We start from the raw sequence: 20,652 nt of genomic DNA, 5'->3' as shown, positions 1-20,652 counted from the left end.
CTCAGGCACGCAGTGCCAGGCCATCCACCAGACCAGCGGCAATGGCCATCCCCACCAGCTCTGGCAGGCTCTCGGCCTGCATGCGCTTCATCACCCGCGAGCGATACAGGTCGATGGTCTTCACGCTGATATCGAGCTGCTCGGCGACTTCACGGTTGGTGTAGCCGCGCACCAGCGGCAGCAACACGTCGCGCTCGCGCGGAGTGAGCTGGTCGAGTCGAGCCTGAACCTCGGCCAGGCGTGGGTCCTGCCTGGGCACTGGAGCACGGCGCGCCAGCGCCTGCTGCACGCTGTCGAGCAGCAGTTGCTCGTTGTAGGGTTTCTCGATGAAGTCCACCGCACCGGCCTTGAATGCGCGCACCACGATAGGCACATCGGCGTGACCACTGACGAAGATCACCGGCAGGTCGATGCCGCGCGCGCGCATCTCCTCTTGGACATTGAGCCCGCCCATGCCCGGCATGCGCACATCGAGCAGTACGCAGGCATTGGCCGCCGCATCGCAGGCGTCGAGAAAGGCGCGACCGTTGGTGAACGGCACGCCGGTAAGGCCCACCGACTCCAGCAGCCAGAGGGTCGAGTCGAGCATGCCCTGGTCGTCATCGACCACATAAACCAGTTGTTGCATCCCTGTGCAGCTCCTCTTGTTGTTATGCGTTTCATCGGTCGCGGCGAACACCACTCCCACAGCTTGCAAGCTGCGTGGGAGGGGCTTTAGCCGCGACCGTTCGACAACGACTCGTCGTCCCTGCCCAATGGCAGGCGACACTCCAGGCACAGCCCGCCACCGTCGGCAGGAAACGCCTCCAGCGCCCCACCAAAGCCTTCGATGATGCTGCGGCTCATGGACAGGCCAAGCCCCAGGCCATCGGCCTTGCTGGTGTAGAACGGGGTGAACAGCTTGCCCATCTGCTCGTCGCTGACACCCGGCCCCTGGTCGATCACCCGGATCGCCAGGCTGCCGCTGCCCTCGCCGGCCTCCAGGCGTATCTGCGACGCAGAGCCCGGATGCCGATCGCGATTGGCCTCGATGGCATTGCGCAGCAGGTTCAGCAACACCTGCTCGAGCAACACACGGTCGGCGAATACCGGCGGCAGATTGTCCGGCAAGGCGTCGCTGACCGCCACCTGCGCCGCGCCCGCCTCCCAGTTGCACAGACGCACGGCTTCGCGCGCCACCTCGGCCAGATCCAGTGCCTGCATGCGCCGTTGGCCCTTGCGCAGGAAGGCGCGCAGACGCTTGATCACCACCGAAGCGTGGTTGGCATGCTCGGTGATCCGCGCCAGCCCCTGGGCCACCTTGCCGACGCCTACCGGGTCGCCACCGACGCCCTGCAGGTAACGCTGGCTGGCGCTGGCGTAGTTGACCACCGCCGCCAGCGGCTGGTTGATCTCATGGGCGATGCCGGAGGCCAGTTCGCCCAGGGTGATCAGGCGCGTGGTGTGCGCCAGCTCGTCCTCCAGGCGCCGCTTGTTTTCCTCGGCATGGATGCGCGCGGTGATGTCGCGCGACACGCTGACCACCTCCACCACCGCACCGGTGTAGGTCTCGCGGATGGCGCGACTGGCGGTCTCGAACCAGAGATAGTGACCGTCGCGATGACGAATGCGATAGGTCATGGTGTGGTAGCCGTCCTGCTCCAGTGCCTCGCGAGCCTGCTGCGCCTGCTGGGTCTGATCCAGAGGGTGCAACAGGCTGTCGACGCTGCGTCCGCGCAGCTCCTCCGGCCAGTAGCCGAGCAGCGTCCAGCTGGCCGGCGAGGCATCGAGGAAAACGCCATTGGGCGTGTGGCGGGAAATCAGGTCCGTGGTGTTCTCGGTAATCAGGCGATACAGGCGGCGCGCCCGCGCCGCTTCGCGCTGCTCGCGAATTTCCTGGGTCGCCTCACGGCAGCGCGCCAGCACGCGGCGCTCAGCCAGGTCGGGGATGAAGCTCCAGATCAGGATGCGTTCCCCGTCCTGCGCCTCCACCGCCTCGATGGCGCGGCCCTGCTCCAGGCAGGCGCGCACCAGCGGTACATGGTTGACCGGCAGTAAGGCGCCGACCTGCGCCAACGTGCGCTCGCCGAGCAGCCCCTGCAACGCCTGGTTGAATTCCAGCGCCCGCGCCTGTTCGTCGAGCAGCAGCGCCGGCTGCGGGTCGGCCGACAGCAGCGGCGCGCTGCGAGCCATGCCACCGGCCAGCGCGACCAGTTGCGCGAGCAGCTCGCGTAGCCAGGGTAGCCATTCCAGGCCGGCGTTCTCGTCGACCTGAAGCAACAGCAGGCCGGCCGCGCCCGGCTCCAGACTCAGCGCCAGCGCCTGACCGTGGTGAATCGCCGCGCGGCGCAGTCGCCCGGCCAGCCAGCAGGGCAACTGACGCAGCGTCTCCAGGCTCAGACAAGGTTGCGTCGCCAGCGCCTCGAACAGCGCCTGGTCGCTGGCCGCCAGCGGATCCCCCTGGCCCGGCGGCAACCGTGGCCCGTTGTCGTCCTGGGCGTAGGTGCGGCTGGCCGGCTGCCAGGTCAGGTACCAAGCCTGGCGCACCTGCGGGCAGCCCAGCACGGCACGACGCAAAGCGGCCGCCCGTTCGTTGAGGGATGGCGCTTCGCGCTGGATGCGCAGCCAGGCCTGCAGCGGCACCGCCGCCTGATCACTCGAAAGATTCATATAGTAACTATTCTATAAAACCTTGGTACAACTTCCATAAAAAATAGAAATGACCTATAAATCACCGCCAGCAAGCTTCGGTAATGCCTGCATCATTACCGGAATAACCAGAGCTAACAATCAGCCAAAGGTGTATCCGCCATGTCGATCTACGAGCAGGGCCTCGGCCGCGCCGCCGTCAACCATGTCGCCCTCAGCCCCCTGAGCTTCATCGAACGCACGGCGGCGGTGTACCCGCACTACCCGGCGGTGGTACACGGCTCGATTCGTCGCGACTGGGCCGAAACCTACGCACGCTGCCGGCGCCTGGCCTCGGCGCTGGCCGGGCGCGGCATTGGCCAGGGCGATACGGTGGCGGTGATGCTGCCGAACATTCCGGCGATGCTCGAAGCGCATTTCGGCGTGCCGATGATCGGCGCCGTGCTCAACACCCTCAATGTGCGCCTGGACGCCGAAGCCATCGCTTTCATGCTGCAGCATGGTGAAGCCAAGGTGGTGATCGCCGACCGCGAGTTCTTCGACGTGGTGCACGCCGCCATCGGCATGCTCGACCATCCGCCGCTGGTGATCGATGTCGACGACCCCGAGTACGGCGAAGGCCAGGCGGTCAGCGACCTGGACTACGAGGCCTTCCTCGCCGAGGGCGACCCCGAGTTCGCCTGGCAGTGGCCGACGGACGAGTGGCAGGCCATCAGCCTCAACTACACCTCCGGCACCACCGGCAACCCCAAGGGCGTGGTCTATCACCACCGCGGCGCCTTCCTCAACGCCATGGGTAACCAGATGACCTGGAACATGGGCAACCACCCGGTTTACCTGTGGACCTTGCCGATGTTCCACTGCAATGGCTGGTGCTACCCCTGGACCATCACCGCCCTGGCCGGCGTGCACGTATTCCTGCGCCGCGTCGACCCGGCGAAGATCCTCACCCTGATCCGCGACGAGCAGGTCAGCCACCTGTGCGGCGCGCCCATCGTGCTCAATGCGCTGGTGAACATGCCGGCCGAGGCCAAGGCGGCCATCGATCATCCAGTCAAGGCCATGGTCGCCGGCGCCGCGCCACCGGCCAAGGTGATCGGTGCGGTAGAAGAGATGGGCATTTCCGTGACCCACGTCTACGGCCTCACCGAGGTCTACGGGCCGGTGACCCTGTGCGCCTGGCACGCCGAGTGGGACGAGCTGCCGCTGGAAGAACGCGCCACCATCAAGGCGCGCCAGGGCGTGCGCTACCCGACCCTGGAAGGGGTGATGGTGGCCGACCCGAAAACCCTGGAACCGGTGCCGCGTGATGGCCAGACCATCGGCGAGATCTTCATGCGCGGCAACACCGTGATGAAGGGCTACCTGAAGAACCCCAGCGCCACCGCCGAAGCCTTCGAGGGCGGCTGGTTCCACACTGGCGACCTGGGCGTGTGCCACGCAGACGGCTACGTGGAAATCCGCGACCGCCTCAAGGACATCATCATCTCCGGCGGCGAGAACATCTCCACCATCGAGGTCGAGGGCGTGCTCTATCGCCACCCTGCCGTACTGGAGGCGGCCGTGGTCGCCCGACCGGACGAGAAATGGGGCGAGACGCCCTGCGCCTTCATCACCCTCAAGACCGGCCAGCAGGTCAACGACAGCGACATCATGACCTTCTGCCGCGAGCACCTGGCTGGCTTCAAGGTGCCCAAGACCGTGGTCTTCACCCAACTGCCGAAGACCAGCACCGGCAAGATCCAGAAGTTCGTCCTGCGCGACATGGCCAAGGCGCTTTGATCACGTAGCCCGGATGCAATCCGGGGAATCCGAATCGCTGTCCCCGGATTGCATCCGGGCTACGGCACAACCGCACCGTTTTCACAACAACAAGAACCGGCCAAGACGGCCGACGGAGAACCCTCATGCAAATTTTCAAGCGCCGTGACGGCGATGAGCAACCGCACTGGCCTCTCGGCCCGTTCAAGCTACGCTTGCCCTTCGTGCATTACCGCTGGGAAACCGCCGAGATGCTGCAGGCGCTGATCATGTTCGTGGTCAGCCTGGCGATGATCCCGCTGCTGGAGAAGTACCTCGGCCTGCCCTACGACGTGGCCCTGGCCTACGTGGTGGTATGTGGCATCGGCTTCATGTTGCCGGCGCTGCTCGGCGTGCCACTGGTGCCCGGCTGGATCACCCCCGGCATCCCCGTGGTGCTGCTGTTTCTCGGCAACTACGAGCCCGGCCCGCAAGCGATCCAGGCGCTGTTCGCCCTGCAGTTCCTGGTGTTCGTGATCTTCCTGTTCCTCGGCGTGACCCGCTTGGGCAGCGCCCTGGTGCGGCTGATCCCCAACTCGATGAAGGGCGGCATCATCATCGGTGCCGGTATCGCTGCGCTGATGGGCGAGATCAGCGCCGGCGGCCGCCTGGCCAACACGCCGATCTCCCTGGTGCTGGGCAGCCTGATCTGCCTCTACCTGATGTTCTCGGTGTCGTTCAAGGGCCTGACCGAACGCGTGCCGCTGGCGCGCAAGATCGTCAACTACGGCATGGTGCCGGGCATGCTGATCGCCATTTTCATCGGCATCGCCGTGGGCGAATACAAGATGCCGGACGTGAAATGGGACATCACTGCGCCGGCCTTCGGCGAGATGTGGAACTACCTGCCATTCAATGTCGGCTTCCCCGGCCTGGACGTGTTCATGCTCGCGGTGCCTACCGCAGTGATCGCCTACGTGATCGCCTTCGGCGACATCATCGTCGGTCAGTCACTGATGCAACGCGCCGATGAACTGCGTACCGACGAGGTGATCGAAAACAACGTCGACCGCATCCACCTGGTGACTGCCATCCGCAACGCCCTGCACGCCTTCTTCGCGCCCTACCCGGGCCTGGCCGGCCCGCTGTGGACGGCCGTGGCGGCGACCATGGCCGAGCGCTACAAGTACGGACGCAAGGCGATGGACTCGATCTACAGCGGTGCTGGCACCTTCTGGATCACCGGCTTCGCCGCGCTGTTCATGCTGCCGCTGGTCAGCTTCTTTCAGCCGGTGCTGCCGATCGCCCTGTCGCTGACGCTGATCCTCACCGGCTATATCTGCCTGATGGTCGGTTTCGAGCAACTGAACAACAACACCGAACGCGGCATCGCCGGCACCATGGGTGTGGTGCTCGCCGTCTACGGCGCAGGCTGGGGCCTGGCCGCAGGCGCGGCGCTGTACATTCTGGTCGAACGCACCCATCTGCTTAAATTCACCAGCGTCACAGATAAGCCGCAGAATCCGGCGCAAGCCGACTGACGTTTTTTTCGTTCCACACGCGCCGCGCTTGTCGCGGCGCCCCTGCTGTCGAGGTTGCACCATGCCCGAGTTCAACGCCCCGTTGCGCGACATGCGCTTCGTCCTTCATGACGTGTTCCAGGCGCCCAGCCTGTGGGCGCGCCTGCCGGCCCTGGCGGAAACCGTCGATGCCGACACCGCAGACGCCATCCTCGAAGAAGCGGCCAAGGTCACCGGCGGCCTGATCGCCCCGCTCAACCGCAGCGGCGACGAGGAAGGCGCGCAGTGGGACGGCGGTGAGGTGCGCACCCCGGCCGGTTTCCGCGAAGCCTATGCCACCTACACCGAGGGCGGCTGGGTCGGCCTGTCCGGCAACCCCGAGTACGGCGGCATGGGCATGCCCAAGATGCTCGCCGTGGCCTTCGAGGAAATGCTCTACGCCGCTGGTTCCAGCTTCGCCCTGTACTCGGCGCTGAGTTCCGGCGCCTGCCTGGCCATCGACGCCCACGCCAGCGAGGAACTGAAAACCACCTATCTGCCACCGATGTACGAGGGTCGCTGGGCCGGCTCCATGTGCCTGACCGAGGCCCATGCCGGTACCGACCTCGGCATTATCCGCACCCGCGCCGAACCGCAGGCCGATGGCAGCTACCGCATCACCGGCAGCAAGATCTTCATCACCGGCGGCGAGCAGGACCTGACCGAGAACATCATCCACCTGGTACTGGCCAAGCTGCCGGATGCGCCAGCCGGGCCGAAAGGCATCTCGCTGTTTCTGGTGCCCAAGGTCATGGTGAACGCCGACGGCGGCCTGGGCGAGCGGAACGCGGTGAGCTGCGGCTCCATCGAGCACAAGATGGGCATCAAGGCCTCGGCCACCTGCGTGATGAACTTCGACGGCGCCACCGGCTACCTGATCGGTGAGCAGAATCGCGGCCTGGCGGCGATGTTCACCATGATGAATTACGAGCGCCTGTCCATTGGCATCCAGGGCATCGGCTGCGCCGAGGCATCCTACCAGTCGGCGGTCGGCTACGCCCGCGAGCGCATCCAGAGCCGCGCCGCTACTGGCCCGGTGACCCCCGACAAGGTCGCCGATCCGATCATCGTGCATGCCGACGTGCGCCGCATGCTGCTGACCATGAAGGCGCTGAATGAGGGCGGACGCGCCTTCGCCTGCTACGTCGGCCAGCAGCTCGACCTGGCCAAGTACGCCGAGGACGCGGATGAGCGGCACAACGCCGAAGCCCTGGTCGCCCTGCTCACCCCGGTGGCCAAGGCCTTCTTCACCGACACCGGGCTGGAAAGCTGCGTGCACGGCCAGCAGGTATTCGGTGGCCACGGTTACATCCGCGAATGGGGCCAGGAACAGCTGGTACGCGACGTGCGCATCGCGCAGATCTACGAAGGCACCAACGGCATCCAGGCGCTCGACCTGCTGGGGCGCAAGGTGGTGGCCAATGGCGGCGCCGCACTGTGCCTGTTCGCCGGTGAGGTGCGCGATTTCGCCCACGCCAACGAGTCGCCTTTTGGCGAGCGTCTGGTCGAAGCGCTGGAGCGCCTGGAGGCCGTCAGCGGCTGGCTGCTGGAGCAGGCCAAGGCCGACCCGAACTCGGTGGGCGCCGCCTCGGTGGAGTACCTGCACCTGTTCGGCTACGTCGCCTACGCCTACATGTGGGCGCGCATGGCCGCCGTGGCGCAGCGCAAGCAGAGCGAAGACGCAGCCTTCTACAGCGCCAAGCTGGCCACCGCCGAGTTCTTCTTCGCCCGCCTGCTGCCGCGCACCCTGAGCCTGGAAGCGAGCATTCGCGCCGGCAGCCAGTCTCTTTACGGCTTGGCCGCCGAACAGTTTTGAATAGTTGAGCGTGTTGCGCGGCCGCTTCGGCGCCGCGCCTTTTTATTCCCCCTGGGCGTGCCCTGCACACCCACAGATTGCGCCGGATAGCGGCGAGGATTAGTTATGCGTGAAGTCGTGATAGTCGCCGCCTGCCGTACCGCCATCGGCAGCTTCCAGGGATCACTGAGCCGCATCCCGGCACCGGAGCTGGGCGCGCTAGTGATACGCGAACTGCTGGCTCGCAGCGGCGTGGACGAGGCCCAGGTGGACGAGGTCATCCTCGGCCAGGTGCTCACCGCCGGCAGCGGACAGAACCCGGCGCGGCAGAGCGCCCTGCTCGCCAGCCTGCCGCACACGGTGCCGGCCATGACCCTGAACAAGGTCTGCGGCTCCGGCCTCAAGGCGGTGATCCTCGGCGCCCAGGCCATTCGCGGTGGCGACGCCGAAATCATCATCGCCGGCGGCCAGGAAAACATGAGCCTGGCGCCCTACGTCATGCCCGGTGCCCGCACTGGCCTGCGCATGGGCCACACACAGCTGGTCGACACCATGATCCAGGACGGCCTGTGGGACGCCTTCAACAACTACCACATGGGCATCACCGCCGAGAACCTGGCCGAGCAATACGGCATCAGCCGCGCCGAACAGGACGCCTTTGCCCTGCGCTCGCAGCAACGCGCGCAGGCGGCCATTCTCGCCGGACGCTTCAGCGATGAGATCGTCCCGGTCACGGTGCCCCGCCGTGGCGCCGAAGCAGTGATCGTCGAACGTGACGAACAGCCGCGCGCCGACGCCAGCCTGGACAGCCTCGGCAAGTTGCGCCCGGCATTCAAGAGCGACGGTACGGTGACCGCCGGCAACGCCTCGACCCTCAACGACGGCGCCGCCGCAGTGCTGCTGATGAGTGCCGAGAAAGCCGCAGAGTTGAACCTGCCGGTGCTGGCGCGCATTGCCGCCCACGCCAGCGCCGGGGTCGATCCGGCGGTGATGGGTATCGGCCCGGTGTTCGCCAGCTGCAAGGCGCTGGAGCGTGCCGGCTGGAGTCTGGAGCAGCTCGACCTGATCGAGGCCAACGAAGCCTTCGCCGCCCAGGCCATCGCCGTCGGCCGCGAACTGCATTGGGACAGCGCCAAGGTCAACGTCAATGGCGGCGCCATCGCCCTTGGCCACCCCATCGGCGCGTCCGGCTGCCGCATTCTGGTCAGCCTGATCCACGAAATGCAGCGCCGCGATGCCCGCCGTGGCCTCGCCACCCTGTGCATCGGCGGCGGCCAGGGCGTGGCCCTGGCCATCGAACGCTAGCCTGTAACCAACGAGCCGCTGGCTGTAGAAAGTGCCAGCCGGCCCACGCCAGCATCAGCCGCAGGCTGGATTACGCTTCACCGATCCACCCTGCAAGCCCAGAAAAGAACAAGAGAACCCCCATGCGAACCCTGACCACACTGACCGGCAACAGCCAGAAACTCGATGGCGGCGCCATGTTCGGCAATGCCCCCAAGGCCCTCTGGCAGCGCTGGATGCCAGCCGACGAGCTGAACCGCATCGACCTCGGCTGCCGCGCCCTGCTGGTGCAGGAGGACGAGCGCAACATCCTCATCGAGACGGGCATCGGCGCCTTCTTCAGCCCCGAGCTGAAGCAGCGTTTCGGCGTACAGGAAGATCGCCATGTGCTGCTCGACAGCCTCGCCGCCATTGGCCTGAGCGATGCCGACATCGATATCGTGGTGCTCACCCACCTGCACTTCGACCACGCCGGCGGCCTGCTCGCCGCCTGGCAGGCGGATCAGCCCGCTCGCCTGCTGTTTCCCAACGCCCGGTTCATCACGGGTCGTCGTCAATGGCAGCGCGCACGCCACCCTCATGCCCGCGACCGCGCCTCCTACATCCCGGAACTGCTCGATCTGCTGGAACACAGCGGCCGCCTGCTGCTGATCGATGAAACCGACAGCTGCGAGCTGCTCGGCCCCGACTGGCGCCTGCACTGGAGCGACGGCCACACACCCGGCCAACTGCTCCCGGAAGTGGCCATGCCGGGCGGACCGGTGGTATTTCCCGGTGACCTGATTCCCGGCGCGCCCTGGGTGCATCTACCGATCACCATGGGTTACGACCGCTTCCCCGAAGGCCTGATCGAGGAGAAGGAAGCACTGCTCGCGGACCTGTTTTCACACGGCGGGCGACTGGTCTTCACCCATGATCCAGAGGTGGCCATGGGGCGGGTAACGCGAGATGAAAAAGGTCGTTATGGGCTTGATGAGGCGTCGAAAACGACACATCTGCTAGCGAACTGACAGCATCAGGCCTTGACGTGCCGGCCATGCAGCGCGAGCATGGCCGCTTGTTTTTTCGCCGTGTTCACGACCACGCTGGCGCCAGCAAGGCGCTGCTGCTGGCCAGCAGCAGACTGGCCACCGCGTCGTGTGCACCTCGACAGCCCTGGGGGAATCGCTTCATGAGCCTGGCCTCTGTACGCGCCTTCTTCGCCGCCAAGGCGCCCGACATTTCGATCATCGAGCTGCAGTCCAGTACCGCCACCGTAGCGCTGGCTGCCGAGGCACATGGCGTTTCGCCGGGCCAGATCGCCAAGACCCTGGCCTTTCGCATCGCCGAACGCGACGTGCTGATCGTCGCCCGCGGTGACGCCCGCATCGACAACCGCAAGATGAAGGAATGCTTCAGCGCCAAGGCGCGCATGCTCGATGCGCAGACGGTGATCGAGTTGACCAGCCATCCAGTGGGCGGCGTCTGCCCGTTTGGCCTGGCCACGCCGCTCAGCGTCTACTGCGACCGCTCGCTGTTGGCCTTCGATGAGGTGCTGCCAGCGGCCGGCGCCACCCACAGCGCCGTGCGCATTACCCCGCAGCGCATGGCCGAACTGGTCGATGCCGAGTGGATCGACGTGTGTCAGGAAGTGGAAACGCAAGCCTGCTGAACAGCTCGACGCAAGGAACACTGTGGTGTCGGAAGGTGTGTAGCCCGGATGCAATCCGGGGCCGGGTGTGGCGTATCTCGTTGGCCTACAGCCCGCCGCTGACACCCAGGCTCAGCCCCAACGCGGTGGCCAGGGAAAGGGGCAGCAGCAGGGTATCGAGCAGTGCACTGGCAGGCAGATCCAGCCCCGCATACCGCGGCGCCTCGGCACCAAAACGGTCCATCGGGCAGCAGCCACCATTGAGCGCATACCAGTCCAGTCGCGTGCCGGCGTAAACCACCGGCGCGTCGGGCTTTGCCGCATCCAGAGTACGCACGGTGGCACAACCGGTCAGGTTCAGCGCCAGCAGCAAGGTGAGCGCCAAGGGCCGCTTCATCCGCGTTCGACCCTTATCTCCACCAGCTTGCCATCGAGAAAGCGCAAGTAGCGATAGACGCCATTACGAGGCCCGTACACCCAACGCTCCACCGTCACCCCGCCGCCCTGCGGACTGCTCGGGGGCGTTACCTCGCGCTGATCGGGCTCACCACATTTGCGCAACACGTCGACACTCAGCTCACCCTCGTAAACCAGCGAGGTACCACAGCGCATCGAGGCCTCGGCCGCCGGCAGCAACGCCAAGGTGAGCGCGCTTGCCAGCAAACAACGACTCGTAATGGACACCTTACTCATCCGACACCAGATGATGCTCGCCCCAGCGCGGCAGCATGTCCTGGGGAATGCCCAGGCAATTGAGGATGCGCGCGACGACGAAATCCACCAGGTCATCCAGCGTCTGCGGCTGGTGATAGAAGCCCGGCGAGGCCGGCAGGATGGTCACGCCCAGGTTGGACAGCTTGAGCATGTTCTCCAGATGGATGCTTGAGTAAGGCGCCTCACGCGGCACCAGAATCAGCTGGCGGCGCTCCTTCAACGCCACGTCGGCGGCGCGCTCGATCAGGTTGTTACAGGCGCCGGTGGCGATGGCCGACAAAGTGCCGGTGCTGCACGGCACCACCACCATGGCAGTGGGCGCCCCGGAGCCGGAAGCCGCCGGGGCCATCCAGTCTTCCTTGCCGTAGACGCGAATCTGCCCGGGCGCCGCGCCGGTGTACTCGGTGAGGAACTGCGCCATGGACTGCGGCTTGGCCGGCAGGGCCACGTCGGTCTCGGTGGCCATCACCAGTTGCGCAGCCTTGGAGATCAGGAAGTGCACCTCGCGATCTTCCTGCACCAGGCAATCGAGCAGGCGCAGGCCGTATTGCGCGCCCGAGGCGCCGGTCATGGCCAGGGTGACTCTCTCAGGTCCGGACATTCATCCCTCCAGAGCTGCTGCCAGCTTGCCATGCAGGCCGCCGAAGCCGCCGTTGCTCATGATCACCACCTGGGTACCAGGTCGCGCCAGCGCCTTCACGCCGTCGATGATCGACTCCAGCGAATCGCACACCCGCGTCGGGTTGCGCGCCTGTGCCACGGTGGCAGCCAGGTCCCAGCCGAGATTGGCCGGCGCGTACCAGAACACCGCGTCGGCCTGCTCGGCAGACTCGGCCAGGCCGTCGCGGTGGGCGCCGAGCTTCATCGAATTGGAGCGCGGCTCGATCACCGCGATCATCTGGGTGTCGTCACCGACGCGCTTGCGCAGGCCATCGAGTGTCGTGGCGATGGCAGTCGGGTGATGGGCGAAGTCGTCGAAGACGGTCACACCAGCCACCTCGGCGACCTTCTCCATGCGCCGCTTGGCGTTGACGAACAGGCCCAGCGCCTCGATGCCCAGCGCCGGCACCACGCCGACATGGCGCGCCGCCGCCAGCACGGCCAGGGCGTTGGCGACGTTGTGCTGGCCGGTCAGTTGCCAGTCCACCACGCCCTCGACCTTGCCGTCGAAACTCACCTCGAAGCGCGAACCGTCGGCGCTGAGCAGGCGCGCCTGCCATTGGCCGCCTTCGCCAGTGGTCTGCACAGGCGTCCAGCAACCCATTTCGATCACCCGCGCCAACGCCGTTTCGCTGGCCGGATGGATGACCAGGCCCTCGCTCGGGATGATGCGCACCAGATGGTGGAACTGCCGCTCGATGGCCGCCAGATCAGGGAAGATATCCGCGTGATCGAACTCCAGATTATTGAGGATCGCCGTGCGCGGGCGGTAGTGAACGAACTTGCTGCGCTTGTCGAAGAAGGCGCTGTCGTACTCGTCGGCCTCGACCACGAAGAACGGCGTGTCACCCAAACGAGCGGAAATCCCGAAGTTCTGCGGCACGCCGCCGATCAGAAAGCCCGGCGCCATGCCGGCGTGCTCCAACACCCAGGCCAGCATGCTGGAACTGCTGGTCTTGCCATGGGTGCCGGCCACTGCCATCACCCAGCGCCCCTGCAGCACATGATCGGCCAACCACTGCGGGCCGGACACATAAGGCAGGCCCTTGTTCAGCACATACTCCACCGCCGGGTTGCCGCGGCTCATGGCATTACCCACCACCACCAGGTCGGGCGCCGGCTGCAGATGCGCCGGGTCAAAGCCCTGCATCAACTCGATGCCCTGAGCTTCGAGCTGGGTACTCATGGGCGGGTAGACGTTGGCATCGGAACCGGTGACGCGGTGGCCGAGTTCCTTGGCCAGAACGGCCAGCGACCCCATGAAGGTGCCGCAGATGCCGAGAATGTGAATGTGCATGAATGACCTCTGAACATGCCCAACGACGGGGCGTGAAGCGATGGCGGCAGGTTAGCACAGCGCCCGCCAGGCGACCGCTGCCCCTGTTCAGACAGACGCACGAATACCAAGTTGCCCACCCAGGATCAAATCAAACGCTTGCTTGGATTGCACTTTCAACTGGCTTTGAGGCAGCATCGGATGAACCGCTGGCACAACAGCTGCATCGCCACTCCTGCCCTATTACAGAGAGAAGCCGAGGCCCACCATGCGCATCGTCCAAGCCACCCTGGAGCACCTGGACCTGTTGACCCCGCTGTTCGTCAAATACCGCGAGTTCTACAACGAACTGCCCTACCCCGAGTCGTCGCGCAAGTTTCTCGAGAAGCGCCTGCGCCGCAAGGAGTCGGTGATCTACCTGGCGCTGGCCGACGACGAAGACAAGCTGCTCGGCTTCTGCCAGCTGTACCCCAGCTACTCTTCGCTGTCGCTCAAACGCGTGTGGATCCTCAACGACATCTATGTGGCCGAGGAGGCACGCCGGCAACTGGTCGCCGACCGCCTGCTGCACACTGCCAAGCAGATGGCCAAGGAAACCAGCGCCGTGCGCATGCGCGTTGCCACCAGCCGCGACAACGAGGTGGCGCAGAAGGTCTACGAGTCCATCGGCTTCATCGAGGATGAGCAGTTCAAGAACTACGTGCTGCCCATCAACTCCGATTGAGCGAGACGTCGATACGGCGGCTGCCCGTCAGCCGCCAAGACTCAGCAGAAGGACCAGCAGCAACGGCAGCGTGACCAGCCCCAGCGCAGCCAGGCGCGACTGCCGCAAGGGCGCGCGCTGCAGCGCCTGACTGCGACGCGCCTGCAAGGGCTGCTGCAAAGCCAGTTGCAACTCCGACAGTGCCTCGAAGCGCGCCTGTGGTTGCGGCGCCAGTGCGCGGGCGAGCACGCCATCCCAGCCTTGCGGCACATGCCCGGCAAAGGTCGCCAGCGGGACGTAGCAATGGCCAGGGCCGACATCGCTGCGCGCGGCCTCCGGCCATTGCCCAGACATCAGCCAGTAGACCAGAGCCGCCAGGGCGAACTGGTCGGCACGACCATCCAGCGCGCGACCGCTGCGCAGTTCCGGGGCCAGTGGCACCGCCTGTTCGGGCACCGGTTGACGTCCAACGCCAGGCAGGATGGCAGCCACCCCCGGCAGCAACAGCACCCGGCCGTCATCACCGAGCAGAATCTGCCTGGGATTCAACCAGAGCCCCTGCATACCGCGACGCTGCAACGCGCGCACGGCGGCGATCAGCTGCGTCAATATGGCCAGCAGCATCGGCACATCCGGCGCACCGCGAGCGGCCACCCAGTCGAGCAGATTGCGCATGTCACGGGGAGGTTTGCCCAGCACCAGATAGGCATGACTGCGCGCCTGCCGCGACGACAACACTTGAGGCAGCGCCTGCTGCGGACTGCGGCGCAAGACCCACTCGCGCTGCCAGAACGCCTCATCGGCATCCACCTCGGCGAACCAGAGCACGGCCTCGCGTCCGCCTTCATCACGCCCGACAAACATCCGTCCAGGCGGCCCATAAGGGCATTCGCGCATGAGCGTCCAGCCGTCGAGCTGCTGACCACTGGCGACCTGTACCAGGGCCGGGCGTACCGGGCTGGGCAGTGCAGGCGCATGTCCCTGGTGCTCGCCTACGCGCAACAGCACCGCCGCCCCAGGCGCCTGCAACAGCGGCTGCACCAGCGCCTCCAGTGGCGGTTGCGCCTGGCTGCACAGCGGGCGCAGTTCGCTGACATCGAGCAAAGGTTGTGGCGCCAGCAACAGGTGCTCGCCATGGCTCGGCAGCAGGCTGTGCTGCACCAGCGCCAGTTCGGCCTGAGTGCCCAGAGCCTGGCCCTCGCGCCCGCTGAGGACATGCAGCTGTTTATTCTGCCCACGCGCCAGGCCAACGCTGCCCGCCTGCAGAAACTGCAGTTCATCGCCCTGGACCAGCAGCACGCCCGCATGCAGTTCAGCGATCTGCTGCCCGCCCTGCTGTCGTCGAAACAGTTGCAGATTCAGGGCCGCCAGCACCTGCCTCGCCGCCTGGGTTTCGCTCCAGCCCTGCGGCGTACAGCGAAAATCAGCGAACAGGGCATCGAGTTGCAGTTCCAGAGCTTGCACCACATCAGGGCAATGCCGCGCCCATAGCAGCATGACCAACAGCAACGGAGGTCGTTGCTGGCGACCGGCCAGCCACATCGCCCGAGCCCGCGCGGCCTGGTACGGCAAGTCCAGGCCAGCAGCACAAGCCAGACCGATTCCGGGGTGTTCCAACAATTGCAGCGCCATGCTCAGCCCTCCTGCTGCAGCGAAGCTGCATGGGACGTTGCAGCCTTTATGCCGACTTGTAGCGAGAGCCTGGCGCCCTTATGTTTACCAGACCTTCTCAACGAGCCCGCATGCATGTGGTCAGTCAAGGCCTGGCGCCGTCGTCGCACCCTCGAACACAACCCTGTCGCGCCCACCGAATGGAGCGAAGTACGTCGGCGCCTGCCGATTCTCGATGGCCTCGATGAGCATGAAGAGCAAAAACTGCGCGAGCGTGCCGTGCTGTTCCTGCATGACAAGCACCTGACGGCGCTGTCCGGCCTGCAACTCGACCCGGTCCAACGCCTGCTGCTGGCCGTACAGGCGCAACTCCCCCTGCTGCACCTGGGCGAGCTGGACTGGTATCAGGGCTTTCACGAGATCATCCTCTACCCTGATGACTTCCTCAGCCCACAACGCCACCGCGATGCCAGCGGTATCGAACACGAATGGGACGACGCCCGCAGCGGCGAGGCCTGGCAGCATGGCCCGGTGATCCTTGCCTGGCCAGGTGTCGAGTCCAGCGGCGGCTGGGAGGGTTACAACCTGGTGATCCACGAACTGGCGCACAAGCTGGACATGCTCGACGGCAGCGCCAATGGCCTACCGCCGCTGCATCGCGACATGCGCGTGCAGGACTGGGCAACGGCCATGCAAAGCGCCTATGACGCGCTGAACGCCGAACTGGACGCCAACCCGAATGCCGAAACCGCCATCGACCCGTACGCCGCCGAAGACCCGGCGGAGTTCTTCGCGGTCACCAGCGAATACTTCTTCACCGCACCGGATCTGCTCGTGGCCGCCTTTCCCGATGTCTACCGCCAGCTATCGCTGTTCTATCGCCAGGACACCCTGGCCAGGCTGCAGCGTCTGCAGGCACAACACCCCGACTACCAGACGGTCGAAAACGCGACCAATGGCTGAGTCGGCTGGCGTAGTAACGCCATGCGAATACGCCTATAATACGCCCCACTTTTTTGGCCCTCCCTGGGAGTTTCCCCCATGAGCTACAGCAAGATCCCGGCTGGTAAAGACCTGCCGAACGACATCTACGTTGCCATCGAAATCCCGGCCAACCACGCGCCGATCAAATACGAAATCGACCACGACACCGATTGCCTGATGGTCGATCGTTTCATGGCCACGCCGATGTTCTACCCGGCCAACTACGGTTTTATCCCGCACACCCTGGCTGACGACGGCGACCCCCTCGACGTGCTGGTCGTGACCCCTTACCCGGTTGCTCCGGGTTCGGTGATCCGCGCGCGTCCGGTCGGCGTACTGCACATGAGCGACGAAGCTGGCGGCGACGCCAAGCTGGTCGCGGTTCCGCACGACAAACTGACCGTTCTCTACAAAGACGTTCAGGAATACACCGACCTGCCCGCGCTGCTGATCGAGCAGATCAAGCACTTCTTCGAGAACTACAAGGATCTCGAGAAGGGCAAGTGGGTCAAGGTAGAAGGCTGGGGCGGCGCTGAAGATGCCCGCAGCCTGATCAACAAGGCAGTCGCGGCTTACCAAAAATAAGCCCTGACCTCCTCCGAAAAGCCGGCCACAAGCCGGCTTTTTTATTGCCCGAAGAAATCCGACAAGATCCTACAGCACTAGTAAATACGCGCCTTACAGCTTAGCATCCGTCCCAAGACATCCCGTAGCCATCCATAAAATCCGCAACCAAAGTGTGGGTCAGAGTGTGGGTTGAGGGGTGTGGGTTGGAGTAGGAGCGAGTGATGGGCAAGCTGACCAGCAAGACCGTGGAGTCGATAGCCAAGGCTGCAACGCCAGGAAAAACCAATGATGGCGATGGCCTGTACTTCCAGGTATCCAAGAGCGGCGGCACCAGCTGGATCTTCCGTTACAAGCTGGATGGCCGCAGCCGCGAAATGGGGCTAGGCCCCTTCCCCGCCATCACACTCAGCCAAGCCCGGCAGCTGGCCGCTGATCAACGCAAGCTCCTCGCTTCCGGAAGCGACCCACTGGCAACCCGCGATGCGGCAAAGGAAGCCAAGCGCGAGGCCGAACGCCAGGCTGCAGCACGTCGCACGACGTTCGAGGATCTCGCTCGCGAATACCAACAGGCACATGGCGGCAGCTGGTCTGAGAAGTGGCGGAAAGGCTGGCTGCGCAAACTGGAGCTCTACGCTTTCCCGACCATGGGCAAGTTGTCGGCTGACATCATCAGCACCGAGCATGTGCTTGCTGCATTGCAACCCATCTGGGTAACCAAGACACGGACTGCTGATGAAATCAGGGGCCAGATCGAGCAAATACTGGATGCAGCCAAGACTCGGCGTTTACGCGAGGGAGACAATCCTGCCCGCTGGCGCGGGCACTTGGACAACTTGCTGAGCAAGGCAGAGAAGAAGAAGGCCAGGCAGCGCCAGCACTTCCCAGCACTGCAGTGGAAAGACACTCCGAAGCTGATATCCACCCTGGCCAACATCGATACACGTGACGCCATCGCAACGAGATTACTGATTCTGACCGGTGCTCGTTACCACATGATCCAACATGCTCAATGGTCTGAGTTTGACCTCGAAACTGGCACTTGGGCACTGCCGGCTGAGCGCATGAAGATGCGAAAACCTTTCGTCATTCCTCTATCGCCCCCGGTAGTCGAGATGCTGAATATCATGAATACGACTCATTCAATATATCTTTTCCCTGGGCAAGGGAAGAATGGTGTCATGCATGGCAACGCCATACGCAACCTGCTGCACAAGCTGGGGTATGCAGACATCACGAGACATGGCTTTCGATCGACCTTCCGGGACTGGGCAAACGAATGCACCAACTACCCGCGAGAGGTATGCGAGCTTGCGCTTGCCCATGATGAACGCGACCAGACCGAGGCGGCCTATTCGCGCTCCGACCTTCTGGAGAAGCGCAGGGCACTGATGGCGGAATGGGCCAAGTTCTGCACGAGCAAGAAGTGACCCACAGCAAGCCCAAAGCAGCCGGTAACAACAGGCAGAAACCGGCCAGAAGCGGTCGATCACATCCGAGCAGGGAAAAGCGGCTATTAAGAATACTCAGCCGCCCATCTCAACGAAATGCCCAAGTGATTTTGAACAGACTGAAGCGATTAATTGCCCACCTCAACAACCTTAGCGTCGGGTGCGTGGTTTTTCACCGACTCGATACCCTTGTCGCGTGAGGCTTCGGAGGCATATGACTGGCTCGTCCCGACTACTTGGTGATTACCCGCCTTAAGGTTGAACATAAACTTGTCAGCCCCGCTGGCCTTACGCTCGTAGCGTGCATCATCAGGCGCATTTTTTTTGACTGACTCGACTCCATTTAGACATCCAGACTTATCCTTGTAGCCCTCGCTGGCCAGAATTGCTTGGCCATTGTTGGCTTTGAGCCGAAAACGAAATTCACCCGCTTTGTCGTTGTATATTTCAAACGTCCCAGACATATAGCTATTCCTTATTTTTGGCTTTCATGAGATCCATCGATATCGCTGCGGTCCAAAAAATGACTGTTTGCCCATTAGAAATATGGTTTCTGTGTGATGCTAGCCAGGCAAAATCGATGCTCCAGCTTCAGTAGAACTGCATGACAAATGCACCATAACCCAAGAGCTAAACCAGATTTTTGAACAGTCAAAGTATAGACACAGATCTCAACACGGCTCGATTTCTTCGTCGAGTGAAGAGCCCAGCTTTTGCAGAGATATCCGAGCGGCTGCTTTTGGCCGACAGTGTCGCTTGGTGAAAGTCCGTACTGTTTACTACCCTGCTGATTGGTAGACAATCGATCTGCCCCTTCGCTGCCGGCGCGCCAAAATGGATCAAATACTTTCTATTCTGTCCGAAACCATCCCCAAAGCCCGAACTCTGGAGCAGCTCACGCGGCCCTTGCTGACTCTGCTCAGCAAGGTTACTGGTATGGAATCGACCTACCTGACAACCATTGATACCGAGGCAGGCGTCCAGCGTATCGAGTTCGCCCGCAACGTCGGTGAAATGGTGATTCCTGAAGGGCTGGTCGTGCCCTGGGCAGATACGCTGTGCAAGCGGGCGCTGGACGAGAACCGCATGTACTCGGACAACGTCACCGAATGCTGGGGTGATTCAGAGGCCGCAGCCGCTCTGGGCATCAGGACCTATGTAAGCGCGCCAATCAGATCCTTGGATGGCCGAGTGCTGGGTACAGTCTGTGCCGCCAGCTCGGGTCAGGTGGCCCGCGCTCCTGACGTGGAGCCATTGCTGATGCTGCTCTCAGGGTTGCTGAGCTACTCCCTTGAACGTGAATTGCTGGTTGAGCGGCTTCAGGTCGCTAACGCCGAGTTGGCCACAATGGCGCTGACAGATCCCCTGACCGGTCTGTCCAACCGGCGCGCCATCCTCAACGATGTCGCTCGCTTGTTCGCCCTGGCCCAGCGAGAGAACACGTACGTGCTAGTCGGTGTCGTCGATCTGGATGGCTTCAAGCTCATCAACGATACCTACGGCCATCAGGCAGGAGACCAATTTCTACGTGGCGTAGCCATCCAACTGCAGCATGGCCTCAGAACCAGCGATACCGTCGGGCGTGTTGGTGGTGACGAGTTCATCGTAATCGCCGTGAGCACGCCATCCGAACATCTGGACCTGGCAAGCGATATGCAATATGCCGCCGAGCTAATGCAGGATCGCCTTACTAAAGCGACGATAGGACGATATGGGTTGGGGCAAGATCTTGGCGATATCGACTATGCCGGAGCAAGTGTGGGTGTAGTGGCGGTGATGCCCGGCAGCATGACTGCGGACGAGGCCGTCATGCTGGCAGACCGCGAGATGTACAAGGTGAAACAGCAGCGTAAGCGTCAAAGGTTGTAGAAAACATTTCGCAAAGTGAATCGCCCCTACTTTTGTAGATTTCGGATGGCGGCTTTTGGCCCAGACTGTGTAAAAACGTTGGCATCGACCTTGCTGTGATTTGATCGATTCAAATCAGCGGGGGGACGTCAATGAAGCGTTTTATCCAGGGAGAGCATCGAGGCCAAAGCTCGCTGCTTCCCGA

General features: G+C 63.7%; 19 protein-coding genes. 11 read left to right on the top strand and 8 right to left on the bottom strand.

The genetic code is table 11. The features are described 5' to 3' along the window. Position 1 precedes the first annotated feature (1 nt). Together ACN8M7_RS15860 and ACN8M7_RS15855 are read right to left on the bottom strand one after the other, a co-directional pair. A complete protein-coding gene (locus ACN8M7_RS15860) occupies positions 2 to 628 on the bottom strand; it encodes a response regulator transcription factor (protein WP_061240814.1) in 627 nt (208 codons plus the stop codon). Positions 629 to 714: 86 nt separating this feature from the next. Further along, positions 715 to 2,649, bottom strand: a complete 1,935-nt coding sequence (locus tag ACN8M7_RS15855) for a PAS domain-containing sensor histidine kinase (RefSeq protein WP_490261391.1) — start codon at positions 2,647 to 2,649, stop codon at positions 715 to 717. 141 nt (positions 2,650 to 2,790) lie between these two features. On the opposite strand from ACN8M7_RS15855, the gene ACN8M7_RS15850 reads away from it, so the two are divergent. The 6 genes from ACN8M7_RS15850 to ACN8M7_RS15825 all read left to right on the top strand — a co-directional run bounded on the left by ACN8M7_RS15850 (position 2,791) and on the right by ACN8M7_RS15825 (position 10,657). Beyond that, positions 2,791 to 4,410, top strand: coding sequence for an acyl-CoA synthetase (locus tag ACN8M7_RS15850; RefSeq protein ID WP_490261390.1), 1,620 nt, complete (start codon positions 2,791 to 2,793; stop codon positions 4,408 to 4,410). A gap of 125 nt (positions 4,411 to 4,535) precedes the next feature. Beyond that, positions 4,536 to 5,909: a solute carrier family 23 protein gene (locus ACN8M7_RS15845; protein WP_490261389.1), complete on the top strand. Its 1,374-nt coding sequence runs from the start codon at positions 4,536 to 4,538 to the stop codon at positions 5,907 to 5,909. Positions 5,910 to 5,970: 61 nt separating this feature from the next. Continuing rightward, complete coding sequence (locus tag ACN8M7_RS15840; protein ID WP_490261388.1) at positions 5,971 to 7,743, top strand: acyl-CoA dehydrogenase C-terminal domain-containing protein; 1,773 nt, start codon at positions 5,971 to 5,973, stop codon at positions 7,741 to 7,743. Between the two features lie 105 nt (positions 7,744 to 7,848). Next, positions 7,849 to 9,027, top strand: a complete 1,179-nt coding sequence (locus tag ACN8M7_RS15835) for an acetyl-CoA C-acetyltransferase (RefSeq protein ID WP_490261387.1) — start codon at positions 7,849 to 7,851, stop codon at positions 9,025 to 9,027. 122 nt (positions 9,028 to 9,149) lie between these two features. Beyond that, the gene (locus tag ACN8M7_RS15830; RefSeq protein WP_490261386.1) at positions 9,150 to 10,016 is read left to right on the top strand and encodes an MBL fold metallo-hydrolase; all 867 of its coding nucleotides are present in this window, start codon (positions 9,150 to 9,152) and stop codon (positions 10,014 to 10,016) included. A gap of 161 nt (positions 10,017 to 10,177) precedes the next feature. Next, complete coding sequence (locus tag ACN8M7_RS15825) at positions 10,178 to 10,657, top strand: YbaK/EbsC family protein (RefSeq protein ID WP_490261385.1); 480 nt, start codon at positions 10,178 to 10,180, stop codon at positions 10,655 to 10,657. Positions 10,658 to 10,742: 85 nt separating this feature from the next. On the opposite strand, the gene ACN8M7_RS15820 is transcribed toward ACN8M7_RS15825, so the two are convergent. Genes ACN8M7_RS15820 through mpl form a run of 4 tightly spaced genes read right to left on the bottom strand, consistent with a single transcriptional unit; the run spans position 10,743 to position 13,307 of the window. Continuing rightward, positions 10,743 to 11,033: a YceK/YidQ family lipoprotein gene (locus tag ACN8M7_RS15820; protein ID WP_490261384.1), complete on the bottom strand. Its 291-nt coding sequence runs from the start codon at positions 11,031 to 11,033 to the stop codon at positions 10,743 to 10,745. Further along, positions 11,030 to 11,299, bottom strand: coding sequence for a DUF2845 domain-containing protein (locus tag ACN8M7_RS15815; protein ID WP_394326859.1), 270 nt, complete (start codon positions 11,297 to 11,299; stop codon positions 11,030 to 11,032). The genes ACN8M7_RS15820 and ACN8M7_RS15815 overlap by 4 nt, the downstream gene beginning before the upstream one ends. Positions 11,300 to 11,321: 22 nt before the next feature. Continuing rightward, on the bottom strand, positions 11,322 to 11,951 hold the full coding sequence (gene ubiX / locus ACN8M7_RS15810) for a flavin prenyltransferase UbiX (RefSeq protein ID WP_061240806.1): 630 nt from the start codon (positions 11,949 to 11,951) through the stop codon (positions 11,322 to 11,324). Beyond that, positions 11,952 to 13,307 carry a UDP-N-acetylmuramate:L-alanyl-gamma-D-glutamyl-meso-diaminopimelate ligase gene (gene mpl, locus ACN8M7_RS15805; RefSeq protein WP_490261383.1) on the bottom strand — a complete coding sequence of 452 codons (1,356 nt, stop codon included), beginning with the start codon at positions 13,305 to 13,307 and terminating at the stop codon, positions 11,952 to 11,954. Positions 13,308 to 13,554: 247 nt separating this feature from the next. Here mpl and ACN8M7_RS15800 point away from each other — a divergent pair, with 247 nt between their 5' ends. Then, positions 13,555 to 14,010, top strand: a complete 456-nt coding sequence (locus ACN8M7_RS15800; RefSeq protein WP_061240804.1) for a GNAT family N-acetyltransferase — start codon at positions 13,555 to 13,557, stop codon at positions 14,008 to 14,010. Between the two features lie 27 nt (positions 14,011 to 14,037). On the opposite strand, the gene ACN8M7_RS15795 is transcribed toward ACN8M7_RS15800, so the two are convergent. Next, complete coding sequence (locus tag ACN8M7_RS15795) at positions 14,038 to 15,621, bottom strand: serine/threonine-protein kinase (protein WP_490261382.1); 1,584 nt, start codon at positions 15,619 to 15,621, stop codon at positions 14,038 to 14,040. Between the two features lie 114 nt (positions 15,622 to 15,735). Here ACN8M7_RS15795 and ACN8M7_RS15790 point away from each other — a divergent pair, with 114 nt between their 5' ends. From ACN8M7_RS15790 to ACN8M7_RS15780, 3 genes are all read left to right on the top strand, one after another. Next, complete coding sequence (locus ACN8M7_RS15790) at positions 15,736 to 16,563, top strand: M90 family metallopeptidase (protein WP_490261381.1); 828 nt, start codon at positions 15,736 to 15,738, stop codon at positions 16,561 to 16,563. Positions 16,564 to 16,641: 78 nt separating this feature from the next. After that, on the top strand, positions 16,642 to 17,169 hold the full coding sequence (ppa, locus tag ACN8M7_RS15785; protein ID WP_061240801.1) for an inorganic diphosphatase: 528 nt from the start codon (positions 16,642 to 16,644) through the stop codon (positions 17,167 to 17,169). A 203-nt stretch (positions 17,170 to 17,372) separates the two neighbouring features. Then, complete coding sequence (locus ACN8M7_RS15780; protein ID WP_262948125.1) at positions 17,373 to 18,578, top strand: tyrosine-type recombinase/integrase; 1,206 nt, start codon at positions 17,373 to 17,375, stop codon at positions 18,576 to 18,578. Between the two features lie 149 nt (positions 18,579 to 18,727). Here the strand turns inward: ACN8M7_RS15780 and ACN8M7_RS15775 are convergent, their stop codons facing one another. Further along, a complete protein-coding gene (locus tag ACN8M7_RS15775) occupies positions 18,728 to 19,063 on the bottom strand; it encodes a YegP family protein (protein ID WP_003118434.1) in 336 nt (111 codons plus the stop codon). Between the two features lie 370 nt (positions 19,064 to 19,433). Here ACN8M7_RS15775 and ACN8M7_RS15770 point away from each other — a divergent pair, with 370 nt between their 5' ends. After that, positions 19,434 to 20,468: a GGDEF domain-containing protein gene (locus ACN8M7_RS15770; protein WP_170050457.1), complete on the top strand. Its 1,035-nt coding sequence runs from the start codon at positions 19,434 to 19,436 to the stop codon at positions 20,466 to 20,468. Positions 20,469 to 20,652 lie beyond the last annotated feature (184 nt).

This window comes from Pseudomonas spartinae (genome assembly GCF_965197125.1).
GTDB lineage: Bacteria > Pseudomonadota > Gammaproteobacteria > Pseudomonadales > Pseudomonadaceae > Aquipseudomonas > Aquipseudomonas composti_A.
Note: the sequence above shows the minus strand (reverse complement) of the source record. Positions and strands in the feature narration are given on the sequence as shown.

Coding starts and splice junctions, on each gene's coding strand:
- ACN8M7_RS15860 (WP_061240814.1), bottom strand. CDS start 628: ATGCAACAACTGGTTTATGTGGTCGATGACGACCAGGGCATGCTCGAC.
- ACN8M7_RS15855 (WP_490261391.1), bottom strand. CDS start 2,649: ATGAATCTTTCGAGTGATCAGGCGGCGGTGCCGCTGCAGGCCTGGCTG.
- ACN8M7_RS15850 (WP_490261390.1), top strand. CDS start 2,791: ATGTCGATCTACGAGCAGGGCCTCGGCCGCGCCGCCGTCAACCATGTC.
- ACN8M7_RS15845 (WP_490261389.1), top strand. CDS start 4,536: ATGCAAATTTTCAAGCGCCGTGACGGCGATGAGCAACCGCACTGGCCT.
- ACN8M7_RS15840 (WP_490261388.1), top strand. CDS start 5,971: ATGCCCGAGTTCAACGCCCCGTTGCGCGACATGCGCTTCGTCCTTCAT.
- ACN8M7_RS15835 (WP_490261387.1), top strand. CDS start 7,849: ATGCGTGAAGTCGTGATAGTCGCCGCCTGCCGTACCGCCATCGGCAGC.
- ACN8M7_RS15830 (WP_490261386.1), top strand. CDS start 9,150: ATGCGAACCCTGACCACACTGACCGGCAACAGCCAGAAACTCGATGGC.
- ACN8M7_RS15825 (WP_490261385.1), top strand. CDS start 10,178: ATGAGCCTGGCCTCTGTACGCGCCTTCTTCGCCGCCAAGGCGCCCGAC.
- ACN8M7_RS15820 (WP_490261384.1), bottom strand. CDS start 11,033: ATGAAGCGGCCCTTGGCGCTCACCTTGCTGCTGGCGCTGAACCTGACC.
- ubiX (WP_061240806.1), bottom strand. CDS start 11,951: ATGTCCGGACCTGAGAGAGTCACCCTGGCCATGACCGGCGCCTCGGGC.
- mpl (WP_490261383.1), bottom strand. CDS start 13,307: ATGCACATTCACATTCTCGGCATCTGCGGCACCTTCATGGGGTCGCTG.
- ACN8M7_RS15800 (WP_061240804.1), top strand. CDS start 13,555: ATGCGCATCGTCCAAGCCACCCTGGAGCACCTGGACCTGTTGACCCCG.
- ACN8M7_RS15795 (WP_490261382.1), bottom strand. CDS start 15,621: ATGGCGCTGCAATTGTTGGAACACCCCGGAATCGGTCTGGCTTGTGCT.
- ACN8M7_RS15790 (WP_490261381.1), top strand. CDS start 15,736: ATGTGGTCAGTCAAGGCCTGGCGCCGTCGTCGCACCCTCGAACACAAC.
- ppa (WP_061240801.1), top strand. CDS start 16,642: ATGAGCTACAGCAAGATCCCGGCTGGTAAAGACCTGCCGAACGACATC.
- ACN8M7_RS15780 (WP_262948125.1), top strand. CDS start 17,373: ATGGGCAAGCTGACCAGCAAGACCGTGGAGTCGATAGCCAAGGCTGCA.
- ACN8M7_RS15775 (WP_003118434.1), bottom strand. CDS start 19,063: ATGTCTGGGACGTTTGAAATATACAACGACAAAGCGGGTGAATTTCGT.
- ACN8M7_RS15770 (WP_170050457.1), top strand. CDS start 19,434: ATGGATCAAATACTTTCTATTCTGTCCGAAACCATCCCCAAAGCCCGA.